The sequence below is a fragment of the Nocardioides dilutus genome (genome assembly GCF_054779555.1).
Genome location: NZ_BAAGYA010000002.1, coordinates 1013624 through 1035397, shown reverse-complemented (window position 1 = coordinate 1035397; position 21774 = coordinate 1013624). Strand labels below are relative to the sequence as shown.

Sequence of the window (21774 nt, the reverse complement as noted above, 5' to 3'; positions counted from 1 at the left end):
GGGTCAGTGGGCGCGGTGATACTCCAGGTGGCGACCCGTCGGGTCGACCACCACGACCGGACACGGGGCCGACTCGACACACTCGGCTCCCACGCTGAGGCGGTCGAGCTCGTCGTCCCGTCGCCCCTCACCGACGACGAGGACGTCCGCGGGGGTGCAGCGCGCGACCAGCGCCGGTGCGGGTCGCGCGTTGACCAGGAACGTCTCGACACGGGGACCAACCACGGGACCGAGCAGCGCAAGGGCCTCACGCTGGGCCTCCATCGCGCGCCCACGCGCGGCGATGTAGCGACCCGGTACGTCGTGGATCAGCGCGTCGTCCGCATCCGGCCAGGCCGTGACGAGCACCAGGTCCCAGGCCCGGTCCAGCGACATCTCCACGGCGTGCCGCAGGGCGTGCAGGCTCGACTTCGAGCCGTGCACGCCCACCACGACCCGCCTCGTGGCTCCGCCGGAGTCACGAGACGGGCTTGTCGACGCCACGATGGTCGAGGTCATTCGACCGGCACGTCCCGGTGCGTGACGGGGATCTGTCGTGGTGCCGTCTGGGTGGCGGCCGGCATGGACACCGTGAGGACGCCGTCGGCGTACTCAGCAGTGATGTCCTCCGGCTTGGTGCCCGCGGGCAGCGTCAGCAGGCGCTCGAAGCTGCCATAGCGGATCTCGGTGCGGTAGCGGTCGTGCTCCTCGGCCCGTCGCTGGCCGTGCAGCCGCAGGCGGCCGTCCTCGACGGTCACGGAGACGTCCTTCTCGGGGTCGACCCCGGGCAGGTCCGCGCGGATGAACCGGCGGTCGCCTTCCTCGTACTCCTCGACCCGGATCTCCGGCTGCGTCGGCATGTTGCCGAACCAGCTCATCAGCTCGCCCATGAGCGAGGCGCCGTCGCGACGGACGGCGGGCGTGGTGGTGCTCACATCTGCCTCCTTCGGCTTGGGTGGTTGTCCACCCCCAGCACACCGCGGTCGGCGGATGCGCGGCAGAGGACGAGGTCACCGGTCGTCATGCATAGGTCCCGAGTCCCCGAGCCCGAGTGCACGTGTGCTGGGTGCAGTGTCAGGAGCCTCCTTCGCCCTCCGGGCGGTCCGACGCCACGTGGTCCACGTAGGCGTCGGGACCGGGGAAGAACAACCCCTCCTGCCCGGTGTCGGACCAGCGCACGACGTACGGCGGTGAGCCGTCGGCGTGCCTGACCTCGAGCACCTCGGCGTCGCGGACGGGGGTGCCGACGTGCTGGCCCCGGATCACGATCCGGTCGCCCTTCTGCGCAATCATGCTGGTCTCCTTCTCTCTCCAGGTCCCGCTCAGGGGATGGCCAGGGTGGCCAGGTCGCGAAACTCCGAGACGACCAGAGGCCCGGGGTTGAGCACCAGGACCGGGCAGGTCGACCGGCGCAGGACCGCGCGGACCACGTGGCCCAGCCGGGGGGTCATCGGCATCCGGGCATGGCGACGACCGACCACTAGCAGGCTCGAGTCCCGAGACTGCTCGACCAACGCCACCTCCGGACGCTCGGACGCGACCACGACCTCCACCGGGACGTGTGGACGCTCGCGGCACGTCTGGAGGAAGCCGGCCTTGAGCCCACGGGCAAGTCCATTCGCGTCCGACTCCTCGCGACCCGTGGCGTGCACCAGGCGAAGGCGAGCACCGATCGCGGCCGCCTCGCGCACGGCGGCGCGCACCACGCCCGTGGACACCGTGGGGTCGATGACGCCCACGGTCACGACACGTGTCCCGCTGGACGGCTCCGGGTGCCAGTTGTCGGGGACGGCAAGCACCGGCGCCCGGGTCCGCGCCGCCACTCCGAGGGTGACCGACAGCATCCGCACACCGCCGTCCGGGCCCATGCCACGGTGCTGCAGCACCAGCACGTGCGCATGGGCGCCGGCCGCGACCAGTGCCTGGATCACCGCGCTGTGACTCAGCTCGGTGGTCACCGGGATCGCCTCGGCGTCCTCACCCAGCAACCGCACGAGACGATCACGCGCCTGGGCCAGCACGCTCTCGCCCCGCTGCTCGAGCCCGAGGGTGGTGAAGGCCAGCTCCTGGAGCTCCAGCGGGATCAGGTGAACCGGGGCGACGTGCACGAGGTGGATCCCGCAGCGGCGACGGCGACCCTCGGCGGCCGCGACTCGCAGCGCGGCGTCACAGCCCAGGTCTTCGACGGCCACCACGATCTGCTTCGACGGCGTGTCCCACATGGCGCACCTCCGATCCTCGATGTCAGGGCTCGAGACAGGCGGGGATCGAGTCCGTGTCCCCGGTTGGGCTGGCTGTGTCTCCGGACGGATCGAGGATCTTGACCCAGTCGACGGTCGCGAACTGCCGCAGCGTCGGCATGATCTCGCCGGCGATCGACACCGTGGACCCGTTGCTGTTGCAACCGCCGGTGAGCCGGACCTCGGCCACTCCGTCCTCGATCACCAGGTCGGCGAAGCCGGTCGCACGCGACCTCAGCAGCCGCAGACCGTCCGCCTTCTCGCTGCGCACCGGTCCTGCGAAGAGCCGGTCCATCACCCCGGTCGCCGGTGAGAACGCCGGCACCGGACGCATCACCGGGATGAAGAAGGGCTCGACGTTGTCTACGAAGTTGTCGACGTTGAAGAGGAACACCTTGCGGTCCACCGTGCGGAAGGCCGCCCGGCTCTGGATGACGACCCGAGCCGGGTGCTGCAGCGTGAACACCTGGAAGGCGGTCCTCTTGGCCAGGCCGATGCCGTAGGTCGTCACGCCCTCGAAGTCGCCGGCCCGCACGGTCGTCATGATGTTGGGCAGCACGAACGACTTGCGCTTGAGGACCGTCTGTCCCTGGTCGTCATGGGCCTGCGCGCCGGCGAAACGCACCCTCAGGATCGCTCGTCCGGCGATCCGGACCGGCAGCCCCGAGCCGTCCGCGATCAGCTCGTCGACGTAGCGCACCCGGGTGCGCGTGGGCAAGCCTCCCTCGAACTCGAAGACGATCCTGTCGACCTCCGCCTGGTGGGAGGCCCGGATGGCCACGAGAGTCGGTGTGTCAGGAGCCGCCCTTGTGCTCGCGGGAGTGCTCGCGGGAGTGCTAGCGGAGGTGCTGGCGGAGGTGCTGGCGGGCGCGAGCCCGGCAGCGACTATGGAGGTCAGGAAGAACACCGACGCGAGACGGAGACGCTTCATGGGGGTCACCTCGAGAGTGCGGTCAGAGCCGGTTGACCTTCTCCATGCTGGTACCCGCAGGCCACCCCCGTTAGTGCCGAAAGTCCCGGGGTGGCGTCAGCTCTCGGCGCGTCTGCGGGGCACGACGAGGACGGGCTGCTCGGCGAACTCCAGCACCATCCGGGTCTCCTTGCCGACCCAGGGCCCGCCCGCCCCGCGTTGCTCGCCCCGCCCGATCACGACGAGGTCGGCCGGCCAGGAGCGAGCCTCCTCGAGGATGCGCGAGGCCGGCTCCCCGGACAGCTCGAGGGTCTCGACGTCCACCCCTGCCCTGGCGGCCAGCGCCCGCACGTAGCGGAACAGTGACTCCACGGCCTCGACCCGCCGCTCGTTCATCCGCGGCGCCCCCGTGGCGGCCAGGGCCGCGGCCACGTCCGAGTCGGCGAGCACGTGCACCACCCGGAGCGCGGCGGAGTAGCGCTGCGCCAGGTCGGCCGCCCGCCGGACCGCCTCCAGCCCCGCGGGCGAGTCGTCGGTGGCCACCAGGATCCGCTCGATCATCGCGGCACTCCCTCCCGGTCGACGGCCCAGCGCAGCCGGATGCCCTCGGCGTGCTCGGCCTCGTCGAGGGCGAGCCGGAGCTCGGCGAGCGCGGTCTCCAGGCGGGGGACCCAGCGGTCCTGCACGCCGCGCAGCCGTTGCCGGGTCGCGAGGACCTCGGCGTCGATGGCCCGCGCGGCCGTGGACGCCACGGCGTGCTGCACCGCCGCCTCCAGCGCGCGGCGGTGCGCGGCGGCGGCCTCGACCAGCGCCGCTGACGACACCGAGGCCAGGTGCGGGTCCGGGTCGGGCACCAGGCAGGTCCCGTGGGCCGGGTAGGTCGTGCCCAGCGCGGTGGTCCAGGCGATGCGGACCTCGGCGGCCGGCAGACCGGCCGGTGGGCGAACGCCCTCCTGGCCACCGAGCAGGGCAGCCCTCAGCAGCCAGGTCTCGGCTTCGCCGCAGGCGTGCTCCCAGGCGGGTCCGGTGCGCTGGAGGAGCAGCGCGAACGCGGCCTGCTCCGTGCGCAGGACGCGCAGCTTCTGGTCGAGCCGCGAGGCCGCCCGGTGCGCCAGGCCGAGCCGGCGCTGGAGCCACATCAGTCCGGCCCGGCCGGGGGGCTGTCCGCGCAGCCGGCTCATGGCTGTCCCCCAGGATCGACCCCAGCGACGCCGCCGCGGGGGCTGTCGAGGTGCATGGTGACCATCTGCGGGTCCATGGCCGCGAGCTCCCGGCGGGGCAGCTCGCTGAGGGCCTCCCACCCCCGGTCCAAGGTGTCGTCCATGGTGCGGGATTCGGTGGCGCCCTGGTCGAGCAGGCGTGCCTCGACCGTGCTCTCGAAGGCGAGGTACTTCTGGTCGGTCTCGCTGAGGGCCGCCGCACCCAGTAGCTCGGCCAGCTCGCGGACCTGCCGCGCCCGGGCCAGAGCCGCCACCACCTGGGCGGCCAGGTCGACATGGTCCTCGCGGGTGCGGCCGGGTCCGGCCCCGTGCCGCATCAGGCGCGACAGGGAGCTGAGCGGGTCCACGGGCGGATAGATGCCGCGCGCGTGCACCTCCGGTGACAGCACGATCTGCCCCTCGGTGATGTAGCCGGTCAGGTCCGGCACCGGATGGGTGATGTCGCCCGCCGGCATGCTGAGCACCGGCAGCACGGTCACCGAGCCGGGCAACCCTCGGATCCGCCCGCAGCGTTCGTAGAGCGAGGCCAGGTCGCTGTAGAGGTAGCCGGGGTAGGCCCGCCGGGCGGGGATCTCCCGGCGTACGGCGGACACCTCGCGCAGGGCCTCCGCATAGCTGGTCATGTCTGCCATCACCACCAGCACATGCCGGCCGCCGGAGTAGGCGAGGTGCTCGGCCACCGTCAGCGCGATCCGCGGCGTGAGCAGCCGCTCGGTGACCGGGTCGTCGGCGGTGTTGAGCAGCAGCACGAGCTCCCCCTGCGTGGAGCGCTCCTCCAGCGCCTCGCGCACCGCGGCCGCGTCGGCGTGCGTCAGCCCCATGCCGGCGAAGACCACCGCGAAGGGTTCATCACCCACCGAGGCCTGTGCCGCGATCTGGCTGGCGAGCTCCAGGTGCGGCAGCCCGGCGACCGAGAAGACCGGCAGCTTCTGGCCGCGGACCAGGGTGGTCAGGGCGTCGACGGCCGAGACCCCGGTGACCACCGGGTCCCGCGGCGGCTCGCGCAGGGTGGGGTTGATCGGCCGGCCACTGACCGCCGCCCGGGCGCGGCCCAGCACGGGCGGTCCGCCGTCGAGCGGTTCCCCGCGGCCGTTCCAGACTCTCCCGAGCCATCCGTCGCCCACCGGGATGCGCAGCACGTCACCGGTGAACCCGACCCGGGTGTGCTCGAGGTCCAGTCCATCCGTGCCCTCCATCACCTGCACCACGGCCAGGCCGCGGTCGACCTCGAGCACGGTCCCGGCCCGGGTCTCGCCGGAGGGCAGCCGCACCCGCACCGACTCGTCCCAGCCGGCTCCCCGCACACCGCGCACCATCACCAGCGGGCCGCGGATCTCGTGCAGCCCGGTGTATTCCACCTCGCCCCAGCCGGTGCTCATGTCAGCTCCTCCAGGGCGAGCAGCACGTCGTCGCGCAGCTTGGCCACCCCGTCGACGTCGTCGGGCCCGGTGTCGTTGCGCGCTCTCACCAGCGGACCGAAGTCGACCTCCTCCAGCGTGGTCGCCTGCACCCCGGACTCGACGAGCTGCTGGCACTTGTCGACCACCGCCAGCACGGCGTCGCCCAGCGCGGCGCCCTTGGCGGGGCCGCAGGTCGCGTCGTTGGGGCTGAGCGCGCTCTGCTGCAGTACGGCGAGCCGCAGCAACCGGCCAGCGAGCATCACGACCCGCTCGTGCCCGGGCAGGGCGCCGGCCCCGACCAGCTCGGCCAGCGAGGCCAGCCGGTCTGCCTCGGCGAGCAGGCCGGCCATCCGGGCGCGCCGCCGGGCCCACCCCGGGTCGCCGTTGCCGACGTACCACCCGGCCAGCCCGTCGGCGTCCCGGGAGAAGGACCCGGACCAGGAGACTGCCGGGTAGTGCCGCGAGTAGGCCAGGTCGTGGTCCAGCGACCACAGGCAACGCACGAACCGCTCGGTCTGCGAGGTGACCGGCTCGGTCAGGTCGCCGCCGGGCGGTGAGACCGCGCCGATCACGGTGACCGAGCCCTCGGCGCCGCCCAGGGTCGTCACCTGGCCGGCCCGCTCGTAGAACGCCGCGAGCGAGGAGGCCAGGTCGGCCGGGTAGCCCTCCTCCGCGGGCAGGGTTCCGGTGCGCGAGGCCAGCTCGCGCAGCGCCTCGGCCCACCGCGAGGTGGAGTCGGCGATCACGACCACGTGCATGCCCAGGTCGCGGAAGTACTCCGCCACCGTCATGCCCGTGTAGACGCTGGACTCCCGGGCCATCATCGGCATGTTGGAGGTGTTGGCGACCACCACGGTGCGCTCGGCCAGCGGGCCGCCGGTGCGGGGGTCCCGCAGCTCGGCGAGCTCGCTGACCACGTCGGCCATCTCGTTGCCCCGCTCGCCGCAGCCGACGTAGACGATGACGTCGGCGGCACACCACTTCGCGATCTGCTGGAGCAGCACGGTCTTGCCGGTGCCGAAGCCGCCCGGGACCCCGACCGCGCTCCCGCGGGCGACCGGGAAGAGCAGGTCGACCACCCGCTGGCCGGTGCGCAGCGGCTGCGGCGCATAGAGCCGGGTCCGATAGGGCCGAGGCCGGCGCACCGGCCAGCGCGCGGTCACCGGGATGTCGGTGTCGCCGACCCGGGCGATCACCGCGTCGCCGGCGTAGGCCCCGAGTGCCGCGAGCCAGGTCAGGACGCCGGACACGCCAGGAGGCACCAGCACCGGGAGCGGCACAGTGCCCTCCGGGTCCACGGTGCCGAGCCGGTCGCCAGATGCCACGGGGACACCCGCGGTGGCCGAGGGATCGAAGCGCCACTCGCCGTCCGCTGGCAGCCCGCCGACCGGTCTCGGCTCGAGGAAGGTGGCTCCCCCGGACAGCGGTCGGAGGAGGCCGTCGAACACCCCGCCCAGCAGTCCCGGCCCCAGCGGCACGGACAGCGGCTCCCCCCGCGCCTGCGCCGGGTCACCGGGCCGCAGGCCGCCTGTGTATTCATAGGCCTGGACGGAGAGCACGTCGCCGCGGATGCCGACCACCTCGCCCGGCAGCCGCTGCGGTCCGAGGTCGAGCAGCTCGTACATCGCCACTCCCTCCAGTCCCTCGACCTCGACCAGCGGACCGCTCACCCGGGCGATGGCGCCGCTCACGGTGTCTCCCCCGGTGTCTGGGGCGACGTTCCCCGGGAGGCGAGCAGGTCGGCCACGGCCCGCTCCACCAGCGTCGCGAGGGACAGCCCCAGTCGCCGCCCGTCGGCCTCTCCGACCAGGCCTCCGTCGGGCGTACGGCTGAGGGTGGCCCCCGGCCCCAGTTCCCGTCGGACCCGTTCGGTCATCGCCGCGACCACGTCCGGGTCGTCCGCCAGCCGGGCGCGGGCGGTCGTCGCGGCCGCGGACAGCAGCGCCTCGTACGCCGCCAGCTCGGCGCCCAGCTCGATCGAGCGGGCCTCCCGCAGGACCCGGGAGTGCTCGGTCGCCTCGAGGACGGCCGTGTCCTCCTCCGCCTGGGCGCGGGCCCGGTCCCGCAGCTCGGCCGCCTCGGTGTCCGCGGCGGCGAGCACCCCCTCGACGTCGTGGTCCGCGGCCGCGAGCACCGTGTCGGCCTCGGCGCGCGCCATCCGGAGCAGGGCCTCGCGGACCGGGGCCAGCTCGGTCGGGTCGATGACGGCGTGCGGGGCGGTCATGGCGGCATCACCACGGTGAGGCGGTGGCCGGGCGCGGTCATCGCGAGCGCGGCGGCCGCTGCCGGAGTGAGCACGACCACCGCGACGTCGTCGGCCAGCCCGGCCCAGGCGGCGCGGACCTCGTCGGGATCGGTCGACGGACGGACCTCGGCTCCGGCCAGGGCGAAGCCCTGGACCCGGGGCTGCTCTCCGATCACGGCGACGCGAGGCATCGGTCTCAGGCCCTTCCGACCAGGATGATCGAGACGATCAGGCCGTAGATCGCGATCCCCTCGGCGAGCCCGACGATGACCATCGCCCGGCCGAAGATCTCGGGCCGCTCGCTGATCGCCGCCAGCGCGGCCGCTCCGGTGTAGGCAACGGCGACACCGGCGCCGATCGACGAGCCGGCCACCGCGATCGCGGCACCGAGCAGCGCTGCCCAGTTGCCCTCCGCGCCCGCGGCCGACTCCGCGGCCACCCCGGCCTGCTGCGGGTCGGCGAGCGCCGGGCCGCCGGTGAGCGCGACGACCAGCAGCCCGAGCGCAGCCAGCCCGAGCAGGACGTTCACCACGAGGAACAGGTCGAGGGCCCGGCGGCCTTCGCGCCGGGCGAGGCGCCGGTAGAGCAGCGCGGCGCCCACCCCGACGAGTGCGGCGAGCGGCAGGGTGATCAGCCAGGTGCTCATGGCAGGGACTCCGATCGTTCGGGTGCCGGCTCGGCGGTCACCGTGGGGATGTGCCAGGGCCGGAACGGCCGGCCCTCGGACTGGAAGACGCGGGAGAACAGCTCGTAGTACTCCAGGCGCAGTGCCTGTACGGCGGCCACCAGCGCCTCGAGGGTGAACGCGAGGGCGTTGCCGAGCGCGAAGATCAGCACGGCCCACAGCCAGTCGACAGGGCCGCCGCGGGTGAAGTGCGCGGTGGCCTCCCAGACCAGCCCGGCGAGCGCGGCGTGCGCCAGCCCGAACGCGGCCAGCCGGGCGAAGGAGACCAGGTTGGCGCCTACCTGGATCACCGTGTCGAACAGCTCCACGACCGCCTGGAGCACGCCCGTGGCGTTGAGCCCCGCTCCGTAGAGCAGCCCGACGAAGACCAGGACCAGCCCGGTGCCCCACACCACGGCGCCGGCGGTCACCAGCAAGGGTCCCCAGGTCCCGTTGAAGTACCAGCCGAGCGCCACCGCGCCCAGTCCGAGGAACAGCGCGATGCCGGCGCCACCCGAGGGCGCGTAGAGCGCGAGCGGCCAGCCGCCCTCGCGCCAGCGGTTGACCGTGCCGAGCGCGTAGGCGCCCGCCAGCAGCACCGCCCCGACGCCGATGCCGGCGACCAGGAGCGTCACCGGCTCCTCGGTCGGTGACAGCCACAGGGGGGTGAGGATCCCGGTGGGACCGAAGAACTCGCCGTAGAGGACACCGACCAGGGACGCGGCCACGCCGGCCCCCAACACGAACGGCCAGACCTTCGCGACCTTGGCCAGCCGCCGGATGCGGCCCGAGCGCAACAGCAGGCCGACCAGCACGAGGAGCAGCCCGTGCCCGAGGTCACCGAACATCATCCCGAACATGGCGACGTAGGCGACCCCGGCGACCACGGTGGGGTCCACGTCGGCGTAGGGCACGGTGCCGTAGGTCTGGACGAGCGGTGAGAGCTCCTCGTGGAGCTCGCTCCCGCCGGGCAGCAGGGTCGGCGGGTCGACGCCCGGAGGCGGTGAGAGTCGGGCCACGGCGCCTCCCACCGGGGCCAGCGCAGCGCGCAGGTCCGGCAGTGACGCGGCGACCGCCCAGCCGGTGAGCGCCACCACCCCGTCCCGCTCCATCGCGTCGGCGGCCCGCGCCTGGAGCTCGGCCTCGCCGGCGACCAGGTCGGCCCGGCCGAGCTCGACCAACCGGTCGAGGTCGATCTCGTGCTCGGCCAGGGCGGGCCGCACGGGCTCGTCGCCGACCAGGCTCTCGAGCCGGCGGGCGGCGGGCCCGGCGTGCTCGGTCTCCACCGGCGGGTCCAGGTCGACCTGGCCCGAGGCGGCCACCCGGACCAGTGTGTCGCGCAGGCACGGGCGCGGCGCCACCACGGCGACCCGCTCCATCCGCACCGGCTCGACGGCCTCACGCCACGACATCGAAGACCTCCCGGCCGGCGCCGCCACGCGCGGCGACCTCGAGGGCGGCGCGGACCCGCCAGGCGTCGACGGCGAGCACCCCGACGGCACCGACCAGGGTGGCCGGCTCGAGCAGACCCCGGTGCAGGTCGCGGAACGAGTCGCGTTCCACCTGCCGCCACCACCCGGCCTCGGCCAGCCACAGGCCGCCGGTGCCGGTCACTCCCTCGAGTGCCCAGCCGGCGTCCCGCGGCAGAGCGGCGACGAACCTGGGGAGGCTCCCCTCGGCCATGGCGGCGTCTCCGAGCAGGGACTCGGCGATGTCCTGGGCGGCCGGCACGAACCCGTGCCCGGCCGCGAACCGCTCCCGCGCCACGAGCAGGGCGGTGGCGCCGAGCACCCACTGGGTCGGCATCGAAGCGACGGCCCGGTGTGCCCAGGACAGCCTCATCCAGAGCCGGATCGCCCAGGGGGAGTCGTGCCCCGGATCGCCCCAGGGCGACTCGGCCAGCAGGGCGCGCAGCGCCGACGCAGAGCCGGCGTGCTCGAGCCGCGGCCAAGCGGTGCCGAGCGTGCCGAGCTGGTAGGCCGGCAGGGTCACCTCGGCGGCCGTGTCGTCGCTGAACGAGCGCAGCAGCCGGTCGACGTTGGCGATCTCGAGGCCGGCGGCCACCACGCGGAGCAGCTGGACCCCTTCGGTCGGCACCCAGCCACCCAGCACCCGGCAGTGCCACAACGTGGTCGCCACCACGGCGTGCTGGGCCTCGACCAGAGGCATGCCCGGCCGGATCCCGTGTCCGTAGGGCGTCGTCGCCAGCCGCTCCAACGCCTGGTCCAGCGACTCGCACGACGCGAGCGAGGTTGCCGCGGCGGCGCCGTACCTCCGGCGGGCCATCGCCCTGGCCCGCACGCCTCCGGCCGCCCAGCCGGCCTTCACCCGGCCACCCCCGCCCGACCTGGCTGCAGCGCGAGGCCACGCACCGCCTCGACGACGCGGGCCACGTCGTCGGCACGGGTGCGCTGGGCCGCCTCCTCGATCTCGCCGGCGCGCTGCTCGGCCGCATCCCGGCTCTGCGCGGTCGACGACTCGATGCGGTCCCGGGCCTCGGCCACCGCCTGCGCCCGCAACGACTCGGAGTCCAAGCGCGCCTGCGCCAGCCGGGCGGCGGCCTCCAGCCGGGCCCGGTCGCGACGCCGCTGGGCCTCGACGACCGCGGCCCGCCGGATCTCGGCCGCCTCCGTGACCGTGGCCGCCAGCGCGGCGAACACCCCGGACAGCTCGGCGTCGCGCTCCTCGCGACGGTCGGCAGGCACGCCGGTGGCCGTCGCCGCGCCCGGCGTCGCAGCAGGCCGGAAGCGCTGGAGCAGGTCACGAGTGCTCGGCATGTGGCACCCCGGTCCCCGGCTGCCTCAGCCGCCCGTGAGGAACCCGACGCAGCTCCGCATCGTGACTAGCCGGTCATAGTCGTCCTCGGTGATCTCGACCCCGCTGCTCTTCGAGAGCGTCTCCGCGAACGACAGGAAGTCGAGGGAGTCCAGCTCGAACTCCGCGCGCAGCGGGAAGTCGTCCCCGAGGGAGTCGAGGTCGGCGTCGGGGACGATCCGGCGGATCGCCTCGGCCACCAGGTCGCGTGCCTCTGTGTCGCCCAATTTGTCGGCCGGTGTCATGTCACTCACAGCTCCTTCGGGTGTTGCAGGTGTTGGTCGATCGCGGCCAGGAAGCGGGCCCCGGTCATGGCGTCGCTGGCCCGGTGGTCTGCGGCCAGGGTCACGGTCGTGAGAGGGCGTACGCCGAGCAGCCCGTCGACCGCCCACGGCCGGTCGGCGATCCGCCCGAAGCCGACGAGGGCGACCTGCGGCGGGTAGATCACGCCGTAGACCGCCTCCACGCCCTGCTCGCCGAGGTTGGTGACGGTGAGCGTCCCCTCGGTCAGCTCCCGGCCCCGCAGCCGGCCGCCGCGGGCGCGGGTGACCAGGTCCTTCATCCGCTCCATCACCTCGGCCAGCCCGAGCGAGCCGACGTCGAGCAGCGCGGGCGTCACGAGCCCGCCGCCGCGCAGCGACACCGCCATCCCCAGGTTGACCTCCGCAGCGGGCTGGAACCCGTCGTCGACCCAGTAGCCGTTGAGCTCGGGCACCTCGGTCGCGGCCAGTGCGGTCGCCTTGAGCAGCAGGGCCGCCGGGACGAGGCGCTCGCTGATCGAGAGGCTGCGGTTGCGCTCGCGCATCCAGCCGACGGCCCGCGACATGTCGACGGTCGTCGACAGGTAGTAGTGCGGGATCTCCCGATTCGACCGGGCCATCAGCGCCGCGATCGCGGCCCGCATCCGGTCCTGCGGGTGCGCCGCTGGAGGCGCAGGCGCAGGCGCCGGCGCCGCAGGTGCCGTCGGCTCTTCCGGGCCGACGCTCGCCGCGCGCACGTCCTCCGCGGTCACCGGCGTGCCGTCGGGATGTCCGAGCCCGGCGAGGTCGACGCCGAGCTCGGCGGCCAGCCTGCGTGCGTAGGGCGTGGCCCGTACGGTGGCCGCCGGGACTGCGGTCTGGGGTGGTGCCGCGGGCGCCGCGCTCGGGACGGCCGCCATGACGTCGTCGCGGGTGATGGCGCCGTCGCGACCGGTGCCCTGCACCTGCGCCAGGTCGACGCCCTGCTGGTGGGCCAGGCGGCGTACGAGCGGCGAGTGGACCAGCGGAGCGGGCGGGACCTCCGCGGTGGGCGCGACCTCCGGCGGCGCAAGCGGCGGCGGCGCCGGCACCGGGGCCGGCTCCTGCGGTCCTGCCCCGTCGGTCTCGATCGTCGCCAGCGGGCCGCCGACCGGCACGACCGTCCCGGGCTCGACCAGGAGCTCGGACACCACGCCGTCGAGGAACGTCTCCACCTCGATGGCCGCCTTGGCGGTGTCGACGACCGCGACGATGTCACCTCGGTGCACCGTGTCGCCGGGGTGGACCAGCCACTCCAGCAGCGTGCCTTCCTCCATGTCGGCGCCCAGCGAGGGCATGGTGAACGCGGCCATCGCTCAGCCCTGCGCCTGTCGCACCGAACGCCGGGCCGCCTCGGCGATGGTGGCCGGCTGCGGCAGCGCCGCGTCCTCCAGGTGCTTCGGATAGGGCATCGGCACCTCGGCGCTGCAGACCCGCTCGACCGGGGCATCCAGGTCATACAGGGCCTGCTCCATCAGCCGGGCGCTGATCTCGGCGGCGAGGCTGCCGCTGCGCCAGCCCTCGTCGACCACCACGGCGCGATGGGTCCGGCGTACCGAGCCGACGTAGGTCTCGTCGTCCAGCGGCCGCAGGGTGCGCAGGTCGACGACCTCGGCGGAGATGCCGTCGGCGGCGAGCAGGTCGGCCGCCTCCAGGGTCTTGCCCAGGGTGCCGCCGTAGGTGATCAGCGTGACGTCCGTGCCCGCCCGGCGGACGACGGCCTTGTCGATGTCGACCGCGCCGGCGTCGTCGGGCAGCGAGCCCTTCATGTTGTAGAGCGAGCCGTGCTCGAAGATCAGCACCGGGTCCGGGTCGCGCAGCGCGGTCGCCAGCATGCCGCGGGCGTCCTCGAGGGTGGCCGGGGCCAGGATCCGCAGCCCGGGGATGTGGGCATACCAGCCCTCGAGGCTGTGGGAGTGCTGGGCGGCCAGCTGGCGCCCGCCGCCGGTCGTCATCCGGATCACCACGGGCACGTTGAACTGCCCGCCGGACATGTGCAGCAGCGAGGCCGCGTTGTTCATGATCTGGTCGAGGGCGAGCAGGCTGAAGTTGACGGTCATGATCTCGACGATCGGCCGCATCCCGGCGATGGCGGCGCCGATGCCGGCGCCGACGAACGCCGACTCCGACAGCGGGGTGTCGCGGATCCGCTCCGGACCGAACTCCTCGAGCAGGCCCAGGCTGACCCCGAAGCAGCCGCCGTAGTCGCCGACGTCCTCCCCCATCAGGAAGACCCGGTCGTCCTCGAGCAGCGCCTCCCTGATCGCGGCGCGCAGCGCCTCGCGATAGGTGGTCTCGACCATCGTGGCGGTGGCGGTCATCGTCCTGCTCCCTGCAGCACGGGCTCCAGCACCGGCTCCACCATCGGCTCCGAGGTGACGAAGCGGGTCAGGGTCTCGACCGGCTCGAACGGCGCCCGGTCGGCGGCGTCCACCGCGGCCGCGACCAGGTCGGAGACCTCGTCGCGGAGCGCCTGGAGGGCAGCGTCGTCGAGCTGTCCCGCGGCGGTCATGGTCGCGACCAGGGACTCGATGGGGTCGCGCTCCTTCCAGCGTTCGATCTCGGCCTTCTCGCGGTAGCGGTCGGGGTCATACATCGAGTGCGCCCGGAACCGGAAGGTCCGCAGCTCGAGCAGGTGCGGTCCGGCCCCGCCGCGGATGGCGTCGACGGCCCGCTGAGCAGCCGCCTCGACAGCGAGCACGTCCATGCCGTCGACGGGCCAGGCCGCCAGCCCGTAGGACTCGGCCCGCAGCGCGATCTCCGGCTGGGCGTGCTCCTTGGCGATGGCGGTGCCCATCGCGTAGAGGTTGTTCTCGCAGCAGAAGAGCACCGGGAGCCGCCACAGGGCCGCCAGGTTGAGCGACTCGTGGAACTCCCCCTCGGCGGCCGCGCCCTCCCCGAAGAAGCACACCGTGACCCGGTCGCTCCCCTGCAGCTTGTCGGCCAGGGCGATCCCGATCGCCAGCGGCAGCCCGGCCGCGACGACGGCGTTGCCTCCGACGAAGCGGCGCGACTTGTCGAACAGGTGCATCGAGCCGCCCCTGCCGCCGCTGCAGCCGGTCTGCTTGCCGAACATCTCGGCCATCAGCGCGTCCACCGGCAGTCCATGGGCCAGCGCGTGCCCGTGCTCGCGGTAGGTCGACAGCACGGCGTCGCCGGGGCCGAGGGCCGCCATCACCCCGGCGGCCACCGCCTCCTCGCCGACGTAGAGGTGCACGAAGCCGCGGATCCGCGCCGAGCTGTAGAGCTCGGCGCAGGTCTCCTCGAACCGGCGGATCAGCAACATGGTGCGCAGCAGGTCGAGCCGGTGGACGGTCTCTGAGTCGCTCACTTCGCCGCCCCCTCCAGGGTCGAGACGTCGCCCTCGGGGAGCCCGAGCTCGCGGGCCTTGAGCAGCCGGCGCATCACCTTGCCGCTGCTGGTGTGCGGCAGGTGCTGGTCGAAGGCGATCTCCTTGGGGGCGAGCCCGCCGAGCCGTTTGCGACCGAAGGCCACCAGCTCCTGCCGGAGCTCCTCGGTGGGCTCGTAGCCGGCCCGCAGCGTGACGAACGCCTTGACCACCTCACCGGCCACCGGGTCGGGCTTGCCGATCACGCCGGCCTCGACGACCGCCGGGTGCTCCATGAACACGGTCTCGACCTCGAAGGGCCCGATCAGGTGGCCCGCGGACTTGATGACGTCGTCGGCGCGGCCGACGAACCAGACGTACCCGTCCTCGTCCACCGTGGCCAGGTCGCCGCTGAGATACCACCCGCCGCCGAAGCACTTGGCGGTGCGCTCGGGGTCGTCGAGGTAGCCGCGGAACATCGAGGGCCAGCCCGGTCGGAGCGCCAGCTCGCCGGTCTCGCCCACCTCGGCGGTGCGGGCCGAGCCGCCGGCGACGTCCGCGCGCCCGTCGGCACCGCGCACCAGGACCGCGGCATCGATGCCCGGGACCGGACGGCCCATCGAGCCGGGCCGGATCTCCATCCCGCGGTGGTTGCTGATCATGATGGCGCCGGTCTCGGTCTGCCACCAGTTGTCGTGCACCGGCAGGCCCAGCGCCTTCTGTCCCCAGATGACCACCTCGGGGTTGAGCGCCTCGCCGACGCTCGCCACGTGGCGCAGCGCGGAGAGGTCGTAGCCCTGCGCGAGCTCCTCGCCGTAGCGCATCAGCATCCGCAGTGCGGTGGGGGCGGTGTACCAGACCTGGACGTGCTGCTCGGCGAGCGTGCGGTACCAGTCCTTGGCGTCGAACTCGCCGGCATAGCTGAGCAGGGTGGCGCCGTGGGTGAGTGGCGCGATGATGCCGTAGGACGTGCCGGTGACCCAGCCGGGGTCGGCGGTGCACCAGAACACGTCGCCGCGGTGCAGGTCCAGGGCGTACGCCGAGGTGGCGTGGTGGGCGACCACCGCCTGATGCACGTGCACGGCGCCCTTCGGCTTGCCGGTGGTGCCGCTGGTGAAGTGCAGCAGCGCCGGGTCCTCGGGGTCGGTGTCGGGGATCGTGTAGGCGGGCGACGCGGCCTCGAGCAGCGCGTCGAGGTCCTCGGTCGCCGGGTCCTCGACGCCGCCGGTCACCAACACGTGCTGGAGGTCAGGTAGCTCGTCGCGCAGGTGCGCCAGCCGCCGCCGGTAGAGGTTGGCCGTGGTGACCAGCACCCGGGCGCTGCCGAGCCGGAGCCGGTCCCGGACCGGCTCCGGACCGAAGGAGGAGAACAGCGGGCAGAACACCGCGCCCCGCTTGAAGGTGCCGATCGCCGCGACGTACTGCTCAGGCTGGCGACCCAGCAGGGACGCCACCCGATCGCCTCGCTGGACCCCGAGGTCGGTGAGCACCTGGGCGAACCGGTTGGTGCGGTCGCGCAGCTGCGCATAGCTGATGTCTTCGACCGCGCCGTCGACGGCGATGCAGCGCAGCGCGGTGACCTCCCCGTGCCCGTCGTCGACGTGCCGGTCCACCGCCTCGTGGGCGATGTTGAGACCGCGGCCGCCGGGCAGCCCGGCGAGCTGCGCCCTGGCCCGGTCCCAGGAGAAGTTGGCCCGGTCCTCGGCGTACGTCGCGATGCCCGGGATGTGCTGACGGATGGGATTCCAGGTCTGGGTCATGGCGAATCCTCCTACCCGTCAAGTCTCAGGAGAGTCGCTACGACGCTGTAGGGCTGAAGGTCCCCCTTGAGTGGGCTTGGAGACCGGCTGGGTGACCCGCTGGGACCCGGCTAGGAGGCCAGTCCCTGCCGGGCGAAGTCGACCGCCTCGGACAGCAGGTTCCGCCACAGCTCCCGGTCGACCACGCTGATCGAGACCCACTCACGGAAGACCTTGCCGGCGGGGGCGAACGGGTCGCCGGTGCCGATCTCGACCAGCTCGGTGACCCGGTCGCGCGGCAGCTTGACGACCAGGCAGCCGGCCCTGTCGTCGTAGGAGGCGAGGAAACGCCCGGCCAGCCGCACGCACGGGTAGCCCATCATCGTGGCCCGGCCGACGGCCGGGTCGTAGAGCAGGTCGTCGGTCAGCTCGTCGTAGAGGTCGGCGGCTGACTCGGCAGCACCGTCCCCGCCGGACTGCTCCGACGGGGACGGGCCCTCCGTGCCTCGCGTCATCAGGCCGCCGGTGGGCTGAAGACGCCGAACTGGTTGCCCGCGGGGTCGGTCAGGTAGGCGAACTTCGGGGCGCCCGGGCCGGGGTCGAGGTGCTTGCTCACCACCGAGCCGCCGAGCTGCACAGCATCTGCGCAGGTGGCCTCGACGTCGGCGACCAGGATGTAGAACACGGCGTGGTCTGGCATCTGGCCACCGGTGCCGAAGACGCCGCCCATCGGCATGTCGGCGCCCGACGCCTTGATGTTGCGGTAGTCCATGCCGCCGGATGCGGCGGGCCCGTCGGCCTCGAAGGACCAGTCGAACAGGCTGCCGTAGAACTTCTCGGCGCCGTCGGGATCGGCGGTGGCGACCTCGAACCAGGCAAGGGTGCCGGGAGCGGGGTTGGTCATGGGTCTCTCCTCCTGCTTGCGGATCACCCGCCGGGGCGGCGGGCTGCACCCACCATCTCGACGTCTCGCGACACCCCTATGTCGGAGTTTGGGCCGGATTTTGGTGCGGAGTTCGGCAGGAGATCTTCGGGACGCAGCGCCGACTCCGGCAGCTTGGTCACGTGGCCGTCCACGGCAGGCTCGGAGACGATGCGCCGCGGCCGCGGCGGTGACGGCACCCGCTCGGCGCGGGTGACGCGATCCATGCGGAAGACCCGTTCGTCTCCTCTCAGGTGGCACCAAGCAGTGAGGTATGAGCCATTGGGTCCGACCACGACATACTGCGGCTCGATCTCGCGCTCGGTCTCGACGCCGCCGACGTCGATGTAGCCGATGCCCAGCATCTGGTTGTCGCGCAGCGCCCGCCAGATGGTCTCGGCGATCTCGGCGTCGGGGTCGGGCGAGGGCTGGACCAGGAGCCTGACCCGCTCGGCGGTCGCGCGGGCCTCCTGCAACGCCCGCTCCGGCATGGCCGACACGATCTTCTGCATGGCGGTGCGCGCATCACGCGTGAAGAGCACGTGGTCGCTGCGGCTCAGCGCCACGGCGACTGCGGCCGCCTCGCGCGGGGTGAAGTTGAGCGGCGGCAGGCTCATCGAGCGGTCGAGCGTGTAGCCCCCACCCCGGCCCTGCTTGGTCGCGAGCGGGACGCCGGCCTGCCCCAGGGCGCTGAGATCACGCTCGATGGTCCTCACGCTGACCTCGAAGTGCGCGGCCAGCCGCGCCGCCGTCCGGCCCCTCGGACCGGCCGCTCGCAGCTCCTCCACCAGGGCGTAGAGGCGGTCGATGCGGTTCATGGTCGGGAGCGTAGGGCCGACCTGGGACAGTGCCCGGTCGTCTCCTCGGCCTCGGCTGCTCGCGCTACTCCTTGCTGCTGATCCAGGCCCGCACCAGGTCGCGCAACGCGTCGGCCTTGGCGGCGAGGTCGTCGGCATCGGTGAAGCGTGCGACCCGGGAGGTGTCGCCCTCCCCTTCGAGCAGACCGGTGGGATCGGGCAGCGATGCTCCGGTGTGGAACATCAGCGCGACATGCTTGGCCGACCGTGGATAGAAGGAGGCGAGGTTGCCCCGGAACATGAACGTCGGCGCCTTCCACTTGATCGCCTCGGACATCCGGCTGTCTACACCGAGAATGACCGAGCGCACGGCCTTGACCAGCTCCTTCTGCGGGTTGTCATAGGTCTCGAGCCAGGCCTCGACGTCAGGCGAGCGATTGTCCATTCACCCAGTGTGTCGACCCATGGAGCAGACTCGAAGCATGCTGAACCGATGTGGTGGGGCGGTGCTGCTGCTCATGCTCGTGACTGCGTGCGGCGACGACTCCGGCCAGGATGCGGGCGAGCCGGTCCCTACGCCCAGCCAGACGGTCGAGATCACCGAGTCCCCCGCCAGCTCCCCCGCCAGCTCGCCCACCGCCTCGGCAACCGACGAGCCGACCCCATCGCCCACTCCCGAACCCGCCGAACCAGGCACACGGATCGTCGTCGAGGACAGCGAGTTCGGGCCGATGCTCTTCGACTCGACCGGTCAGGCCATCTACCTCTTCGACATCGAGTCGACGGCGGAGCCGGAGTGCTACGACGACTGCGCCGAGGCCTGGCCTCCGGTGCTCACCACCGGCGTCCCCGTCGCCGGGAAGGGCGTCGAGAGCTCGCTGCTCGCGACCACCGAACGTGCCGACGGCACCCTCCAGGTCACCTACAACGACCACCCGCTCTACTTCTACGCCCACGAGGGCAAGGGCGAGGTCGAGTGCCACGACATCTTCCTCAACGGCGGCAACTGGTACGTCGTCCAGCCCGACGGCGACCCGGCTCCGCCCGGATGACCAATATCCGCATTGCGCCACGCGGCCGGGAAATCTGGACGACCATGACGGAATGACCGAGAGGGGGCGGCCATTCGCCGTCATGGCATCGCTCGCGGTGCTGCTGGTGGTCTACCCGTTCCTGCCCGCCGGCCTGCCCAGGGAGGTCGGCTACCCGGTCATCGGAGTGGTGTGCGCCGTCGTCGGCGGCCTCGGGATGGTCCGACACCTGTCCGGCCGACGCACCGGATGGCAGCTCGTCCTGGGTGGGTTCCTCGGCTGGGTGCTCGGCGACGTCATCTTCCTCATCGAGCAGCGGGTGTTCGAGATCGAGGCCTACCCCGCTCCGTCCGACGCGGTCTACATCGCGTCGTACGGCGTCCTGGCCTACGGCCTGCTGGTGCTGGTGCGTCGACGGGGCGAGCGGAGCGACCTGGCCGCCGTCCTCGACGGCGCGATCCTGGCTGCGGGTGTCGCGGTGGTCGTGGGGGTCTTCCTGCTCGCTCCGATCGCACACGACTCGACGCTCGACGTGATGGGCAAGCTGACCAGCTCTCTCTACCCGATCGGTGATGTCCTGCTGATCGGGATCCTGGTGCGCCTGTGGACCTCCCCCGGAGCCCGGACCACGGCCTTCCGGTTGCTGGCCGCCGCCCTGTCGATGACCCTCCTCGCCGACCTGATCTACAACGTCACCACGATCACCAGCGGCAGCCTCGCCTCGCTGCTGGTCAGCGACATGCTCTGGGCGGGCAGCTATGTGCTGGTCGTCGGGGCGGTGTGGTCGCCGTCGGTCAACGAGCTCACCGAGCCAGCACCGGGCCGCGAGGACCTCGCCGACCCGACCCGACGCATGCTCGTGCTCACCGGCGGCCTCCTCCTCCCCGCGGTCACCACGATCATCGACGGGATCCCGGACGGTGACGTGCGCTGGGAGATCGTGGCGTCCGGCTCGGTGCTGATGTCCATGCTGGTCCTGGCGCGGATGGCGGGCCTGCTCAACGTGGTGCGCGCCCAAGCAGTCCAGCTCGCCGGTCTGGCGAGGTCCGACGCGCTGACCGGGGTCCCCAACCGCCGCACCTGGGACTACGAGCTCTCCCGGGCCTGCCAGCTCGCCCGGTCGACCGGCGAGCCCCTCTCCGTCGCCCTGCTCGACCTCGACCACTTCAAGGACTACAACGACACGCACGGGCACCAGGCCGGCGACCTGCTCCTCCGGGAGGCGACCGCGATGTGGTCCAACCTGCTGGACGAGGACGCGATGCTCGCCCGCTACGGGGGCGAGGAGTTCGCCGTGCTCTTCAGCGGCCTGCACCTCGCCGCGGCGCACGACCGGGTCCTCGAGCTGCTGGCTCACACCCCGCGCGGGGTCACCACCTCGGCCGGGGTGGCGCAGTGGGATCCGGGCACCGAGCCGAGCACCGTGGTCGGTCTCGCCGACCAGGCGCTCTACGCCGCCAAGCGCGGCGGCCGCAACCAGGCCCGGTCGGCGCAGCCGGGCTCGAGCGTCGACCTGCCCACACCGAGCATCGTGCTCCAGCCGATCGTCAACCTCTCGACCCACGAGAGGGTCGCCGTCGAGGCCCTGAGCAGGTTCCTCGAGGGGACACCCAACGAGGTCTTCGCCCAGGCGCGCCGGGACGGGTCCGGGCCCGCCCTCGAGGCAGCCGCCATCGCCGCCGCGCTGGCGGACCGCCCCGCGGGGATGACGATGTCGCTCAACGTCGGCGTCGACACCCTCGCCTCGCCACTCGTGCGAGACGCCCTGGCCGGTGACCTGACCGGGATCATCCTCGAGATCACCGAGCACGCCGACATCGACGACGACGTCGAGGTGGTGGCGGCGATCCAGGACTACCGCAGGCGCGGCGCCGTGATCGCCGTCGACGACTGGGGCAAGGGCTACTCGGACATGAGCCGTCTCATGGTGCTGCGCCCCGACATCGTCAAGCTCGACATGTCACTGGTCCACGGCATCGCCTCCGACTACCACGTCGGCGCGGTCCGGGCCGCGGTCGCCTGGGCGGACTCGGTGGGCGCCAAGCTGTGCGCCGAGGGCATCGAGACCGAGGCCCAGCTGGACGCACTCCGCGATCTCGGCGTCCACTACGGGCAGGGCTACTACATCGGTCGGCCGGCACCCTCCACCGACGCCACGCCTGCGCTCCCTCGGCTGGACGAGACGGCTCAGCCGGCCCAGCCGTAGT

General features: G+C 72.9%; 26 protein-coding genes. 2 read left to right on the top strand and 24 right to left on the bottom strand.

Features of this window, described 5'->3' with window-relative positions:
- Nucleotides 1-3: 3 nt before the first annotated feature.
- From ACYVC6_RS14580 to ACYVC6_RS14465, 24 genes are all read right to left on the bottom strand, one after another.
- Nucleotides 4-498, bottom strand: a complete 495-nt coding sequence (locus ACYVC6_RS14580) for a universal stress protein (RefSeq protein WP_460715102.1) — start codon at nt 496-498, stop codon at nt 4-6.
- Nucleotides 495-914 (bottom strand): Hsp20/alpha crystallin family protein, encoded by a 420-nt coding sequence (locus ACYVC6_RS14575; protein ID WP_460715101.1) that lies wholly within the window; start codon nt 912-914, stop codon nt 495-497. The genes ACYVC6_RS14580 and ACYVC6_RS14575 overlap by 4 nt, the downstream gene beginning before the upstream one ends.
- A 139-nt stretch (nt 915-1053) precedes the next feature.
- Nucleotides 1054-1272, bottom strand: a complete 219-nt coding sequence (locus ACYVC6_RS14570) for a DUF1918 domain-containing protein (RefSeq protein ID WP_460715100.1) — start codon at nt 1270-1272, stop codon at nt 1054-1056.
- Between the two features lie 29 nt (nt 1273-1301).
- Nucleotides 1302-2201, bottom strand: coding sequence for a universal stress protein (locus ACYVC6_RS14565; RefSeq protein ID WP_460715099.1), 900 nt, complete (start codon nt 2199-2201; stop codon nt 1302-1304).
- 22 nt (nt 2202-2223) lie between these two features.
- Nucleotides 2224-3000 carry an AMIN-like domain-containing (lipo)protein gene (locus tag ACYVC6_RS14560; RefSeq protein ID WP_460715098.1) on the bottom strand — a complete coding sequence of 259 codons (777 nt, stop codon included), beginning with the start codon at nt 2998-3000 and terminating at the stop codon, nt 2224-2226.
- Nucleotides 3001-3246: 246 nt separating this feature from the next.
- The gene (locus ACYVC6_RS14555) at nt 3247-3690 is read right to left on the bottom strand and encodes a universal stress protein (protein WP_460715097.1); all 444 of its coding nucleotides are present in this window, start codon (nt 3688-3690) and stop codon (nt 3247-3249) included.
- On the bottom strand, nt 3687-4310 hold the full coding sequence (locus tag ACYVC6_RS14550) for a V-type ATP synthase subunit D (protein ID WP_460715096.1): 624 nt from the start codon (nt 4308-4310) through the stop codon (nt 3687-3689). The genes ACYVC6_RS14555 and ACYVC6_RS14550 overlap by 4 nt, the downstream gene beginning before the upstream one ends.
- Nucleotides 4307-5728 (bottom strand): V-type ATP synthase subunit B, encoded by a 1422-nt coding sequence (locus tag ACYVC6_RS14545; RefSeq protein WP_460715095.1) that lies wholly within the window; start codon nt 5726-5728, stop codon nt 4307-4309. Before ACYVC6_RS14545 ends, ACYVC6_RS14550 begins: the two co-directional genes overlap by 4 nt.
- Nucleotides 5725-7440, bottom strand: coding sequence for a V-type ATP synthase subunit A (locus tag ACYVC6_RS14540; RefSeq protein ID WP_460715094.1), 1716 nt, complete (start codon nt 7438-7440; stop codon nt 5725-5727). Before ACYVC6_RS14540 ends, ACYVC6_RS14545 begins: the two co-directional genes overlap by 4 nt.
- Entirely contained in the window at nt 7437-7973 is a 537-nt protein-coding gene (locus ACYVC6_RS14535; protein ID WP_460715093.1) for a V-type ATP synthase subunit E family protein, read from the bottom strand. Before ACYVC6_RS14535 ends, ACYVC6_RS14540 begins: the two co-directional genes overlap by 4 nt.
- The gene (locus tag ACYVC6_RS14530) at nt 7970-8185 is read right to left on the bottom strand and encodes a V-type ATP synthase subunit F (protein ID WP_460715092.1); all 216 of its coding nucleotides are present in this window, start codon (nt 8183-8185) and stop codon (nt 7970-7972) included. The genes ACYVC6_RS14535 and ACYVC6_RS14530 overlap by 4 nt, the downstream gene beginning before the upstream one ends.
- Before the next feature lie 5 nt (nt 8186-8190).
- On the bottom strand, nt 8191-8640 hold the full coding sequence (locus ACYVC6_RS14525) for an ATP synthase subunit C (protein WP_460715091.1): 450 nt from the start codon (nt 8638-8640) through the stop codon (nt 8191-8193).
- Nucleotides 8637-10070, bottom strand: coding sequence for a V-type ATPase 116kDa subunit family protein (locus ACYVC6_RS14520; protein WP_460715090.1), 1434 nt, complete (start codon nt 10068-10070; stop codon nt 8637-8639). Before ACYVC6_RS14520 ends, ACYVC6_RS14525 begins: the two co-directional genes overlap by 4 nt.
- The gene (locus ACYVC6_RS14515; protein ID WP_460715089.1) at nt 10057-10986 is read right to left on the bottom strand and encodes a hypothetical protein; all 930 of its coding nucleotides are present in this window, start codon (nt 10984-10986) and stop codon (nt 10057-10059) included. The genes ACYVC6_RS14520 and ACYVC6_RS14515 overlap by 14 nt, the downstream gene beginning before the upstream one ends.
- The gene (locus tag ACYVC6_RS14510; RefSeq protein WP_460715088.1) at nt 10983-11435 is read right to left on the bottom strand and encodes a hypothetical protein; all 453 of its coding nucleotides are present in this window, start codon (nt 11433-11435) and stop codon (nt 10983-10985) included. Before ACYVC6_RS14510 ends, ACYVC6_RS14515 begins: the two co-directional genes overlap by 4 nt.
- A gap of 24 nt (nt 11436-11459) precedes the next feature.
- Complete coding sequence (locus ACYVC6_RS14505) at nt 11460-11717, bottom strand: phosphopantetheine-binding protein (RefSeq protein ID WP_460715087.1); 258 nt, start codon at nt 11715-11717, stop codon at nt 11460-11462.
- Between the two features lie 5 nt (nt 11718-11722).
- The gene (locus ACYVC6_RS14500; protein WP_460715086.1) at nt 11723-13063 is read right to left on the bottom strand and encodes a dihydrolipoamide acetyltransferase family protein; all 1341 of its coding nucleotides are present in this window, start codon (nt 13061-13063) and stop codon (nt 11723-11725) included.
- 3 nt (nt 13064-13066) lie between these two features.
- Entirely contained in the window at nt 13067-14071 is a 1005-nt protein-coding gene (locus tag ACYVC6_RS14495; RefSeq protein ID WP_460715085.1) for an alpha-ketoacid dehydrogenase subunit beta, read from the bottom strand.
- Complete coding sequence (gene pdhA / locus ACYVC6_RS14490; RefSeq protein ID WP_460715084.1) at nt 14068-15081, bottom strand: pyruvate dehydrogenase (acetyl-transferring) E1 component subunit alpha; 1014 nt, start codon at nt 15079-15081, stop codon at nt 14068-14070. The genes ACYVC6_RS14495 and pdhA overlap by 4 nt, the downstream gene beginning before the upstream one ends.
- Nucleotides 15078-16838 carry an acetate--CoA ligase gene (gene acsA, locus ACYVC6_RS14485; RefSeq protein ID WP_460715083.1) on the bottom strand — a complete coding sequence of 587 codons (1761 nt, stop codon included), beginning with the start codon at nt 16836-16838 and terminating at the stop codon, nt 15078-15080. The genes pdhA and acsA overlap by 4 nt, the downstream gene beginning before the upstream one ends.
- A gap of 110 nt (nt 16839-16948) precedes the next feature.
- Entirely contained in the window at nt 16949-17332 is a 384-nt protein-coding gene (locus ACYVC6_RS14480; protein WP_460715082.1) for a hypothetical protein, read from the bottom strand.
- Nucleotides 17332-17721 carry a VOC family protein gene (locus ACYVC6_RS14475; RefSeq protein WP_460715081.1) on the bottom strand — a complete coding sequence of 130 codons (390 nt, stop codon included), beginning with the start codon at nt 17719-17721 and terminating at the stop codon, nt 17332-17334. The genes ACYVC6_RS14480 and ACYVC6_RS14475 overlap by 1 nt, the downstream gene beginning before the upstream one ends.
- 23 nt (nt 17722-17744) lie before the next feature.
- Entirely contained in the window at nt 17745-18557 is an 813-nt protein-coding gene (locus ACYVC6_RS14470; protein WP_460715080.1) for a helix-turn-helix transcriptional regulator, read from the bottom strand.
- Between the two features lie 64 nt (nt 18558-18621).
- Nucleotides 18622-18981 (bottom strand): DUF1801 domain-containing protein, encoded by a 360-nt coding sequence (locus tag ACYVC6_RS14465; RefSeq protein WP_460715079.1) that lies wholly within the window; start codon nt 18979-18981, stop codon nt 18622-18624.
- 37 nt (nt 18982-19018) lie between these two features.
- Between ACYVC6_RS14465 and ACYVC6_RS14460 the strand changes: the two genes are divergently transcribed.
- A complete protein-coding gene (locus ACYVC6_RS14460) occupies nt 19019-19588 on the top strand; it encodes a COG4315 family predicted lipoprotein (protein WP_460715078.1) in 570 nt (189 codons plus the stop codon).
- Nucleotides 19589-19640: 52 nt separating this feature from the next.
- Nucleotides 19641-21773 carry an EAL domain-containing protein gene (locus tag ACYVC6_RS14455; protein ID WP_460715077.1) on the top strand — a complete coding sequence of 711 codons (2133 nt, stop codon included), beginning with the start codon at nt 19641-19643 and terminating at the stop codon, nt 21771-21773.
- The last annotated feature ends 1 nt before the right edge of the window (nt 21774 follow it).

Excerpts from the sequence above, each read along its gene's own strand:
- ACYVC6_RS14580 (WP_460715102.1), bottom strand. The coding sequence starts at position 498 with ATGACCTCGACCATCGTGGCGTCGACAAGCCCGTCTCGTGACTCCGGC.
- ACYVC6_RS14570 (WP_460715100.1), bottom strand. The coding sequence starts at position 1,272 with ATGATTGCGCAGAAGGGCGACCGGATCGTGATCCGGGGCCAGCACGTC.
- ACYVC6_RS14565 (WP_460715099.1), bottom strand. The coding sequence starts at position 2,201 with ATGTGGGACACGCCGTCGAAGCAGATCGTGGTGGCCGTCGAAGACCTG.
- ACYVC6_RS14555 (WP_460715097.1), bottom strand. The coding sequence starts at position 3,690 with ATGATCGAGCGGATCCTGGTGGCCACCGACGACTCGCCCGCGGGGCTG.
- ACYVC6_RS14550 (WP_460715096.1), bottom strand. The coding sequence starts at position 4,310 with ATGAGCCGGCTGCGCGGACAGCCCCCCGGCCGGGCCGGACTGATGTGG.
- ACYVC6_RS14545 (WP_460715095.1), bottom strand. The coding sequence starts at position 5,728 with ATGAGCACCGGCTGGGGCGAGGTGGAATACACCGGGCTGCACGAGATC.
- ACYVC6_RS14535 (WP_460715093.1), bottom strand. The coding sequence starts at position 7,973 with ATGACCGCCCCGCACGCCGTCATCGACCCGACCGAGCTGGCCCCGGTC.
- ACYVC6_RS14530 (WP_460715092.1), bottom strand. The coding sequence starts at position 8,185 with ATGCCTCGCGTCGCCGTGATCGGAGAGCAGCCCCGGGTCCAGGGCTTC.
- ACYVC6_RS14525 (WP_460715091.1), bottom strand. The coding sequence starts at position 8,640 with ATGAGCACCTGGCTGATCACCCTGCCGCTCGCCGCACTCGTCGGGGTG.
- ACYVC6_RS14520 (WP_460715090.1), bottom strand. The coding sequence starts at position 10,070 with ATGTCGTGGCGTGAGGCCGTCGAGCCGGTGCGGATGGAGCGGGTCGCC.
- ACYVC6_RS14510 (WP_460715088.1), bottom strand. The coding sequence starts at position 11,435 with ATGCCGAGCACTCGTGACCTGCTCCAGCGCTTCCGGCCTGCTGCGACG.
- ACYVC6_RS14505 (WP_460715087.1), bottom strand. The coding sequence starts at position 11,717 with ATGACACCGGCCGACAAATTGGGCGACACAGAGGCACGCGACCTGGTG.
- ACYVC6_RS14500 (WP_460715086.1), bottom strand. The coding sequence starts at position 13,063 with ATGGCCGCGTTCACCATGCCCTCGCTGGGCGCCGACATGGAGGAAGGC.
- ACYVC6_RS14495 (WP_460715085.1), bottom strand. The coding sequence starts at position 14,071 with ATGACCGCCACCGCCACGATGGTCGAGACCACCTATCGCGAGGCGCTG.
- acsA (WP_460715083.1), bottom strand. The coding sequence starts at position 16,838 with ATGACCCAGACCTGGAATCCCATCCGTCAGCACATCCCGGGCATCGCG.
- ACYVC6_RS14480 (WP_460715082.1), bottom strand. The coding sequence starts at position 17,332 with ATGACGCGAGGCACGGAGGGCCCGTCCCCGTCGGAGCAGTCCGGCGGG.
- ACYVC6_RS14475 (WP_460715081.1), bottom strand. The coding sequence starts at position 17,721 with ATGACCAACCCCGCTCCCGGCACCCTTGCCTGGTTCGAGGTCGCCACC.
- ACYVC6_RS14470 (WP_460715080.1), bottom strand. The coding sequence starts at position 18,557 with ATGAACCGCATCGACCGCCTCTACGCCCTGGTGGAGGAGCTGCGAGCG.
- ACYVC6_RS14465 (WP_460715079.1), bottom strand. The coding sequence starts at position 18,981 with ATGGACAATCGCTCGCCTGACGTCGAGGCCTGGCTCGAGACCTATGAC.
- ACYVC6_RS14460 (WP_460715078.1), top strand. The coding sequence starts at position 19,019 with ATGCTGAACCGATGTGGTGGGGCGGTGCTGCTGCTCATGCTCGTGACT.
- ACYVC6_RS14455 (WP_460715077.1), top strand. The coding sequence starts at position 19,641 with ATGACCGAGAGGGGGCGGCCATTCGCCGTCATGGCATCGCTCGCGGTG.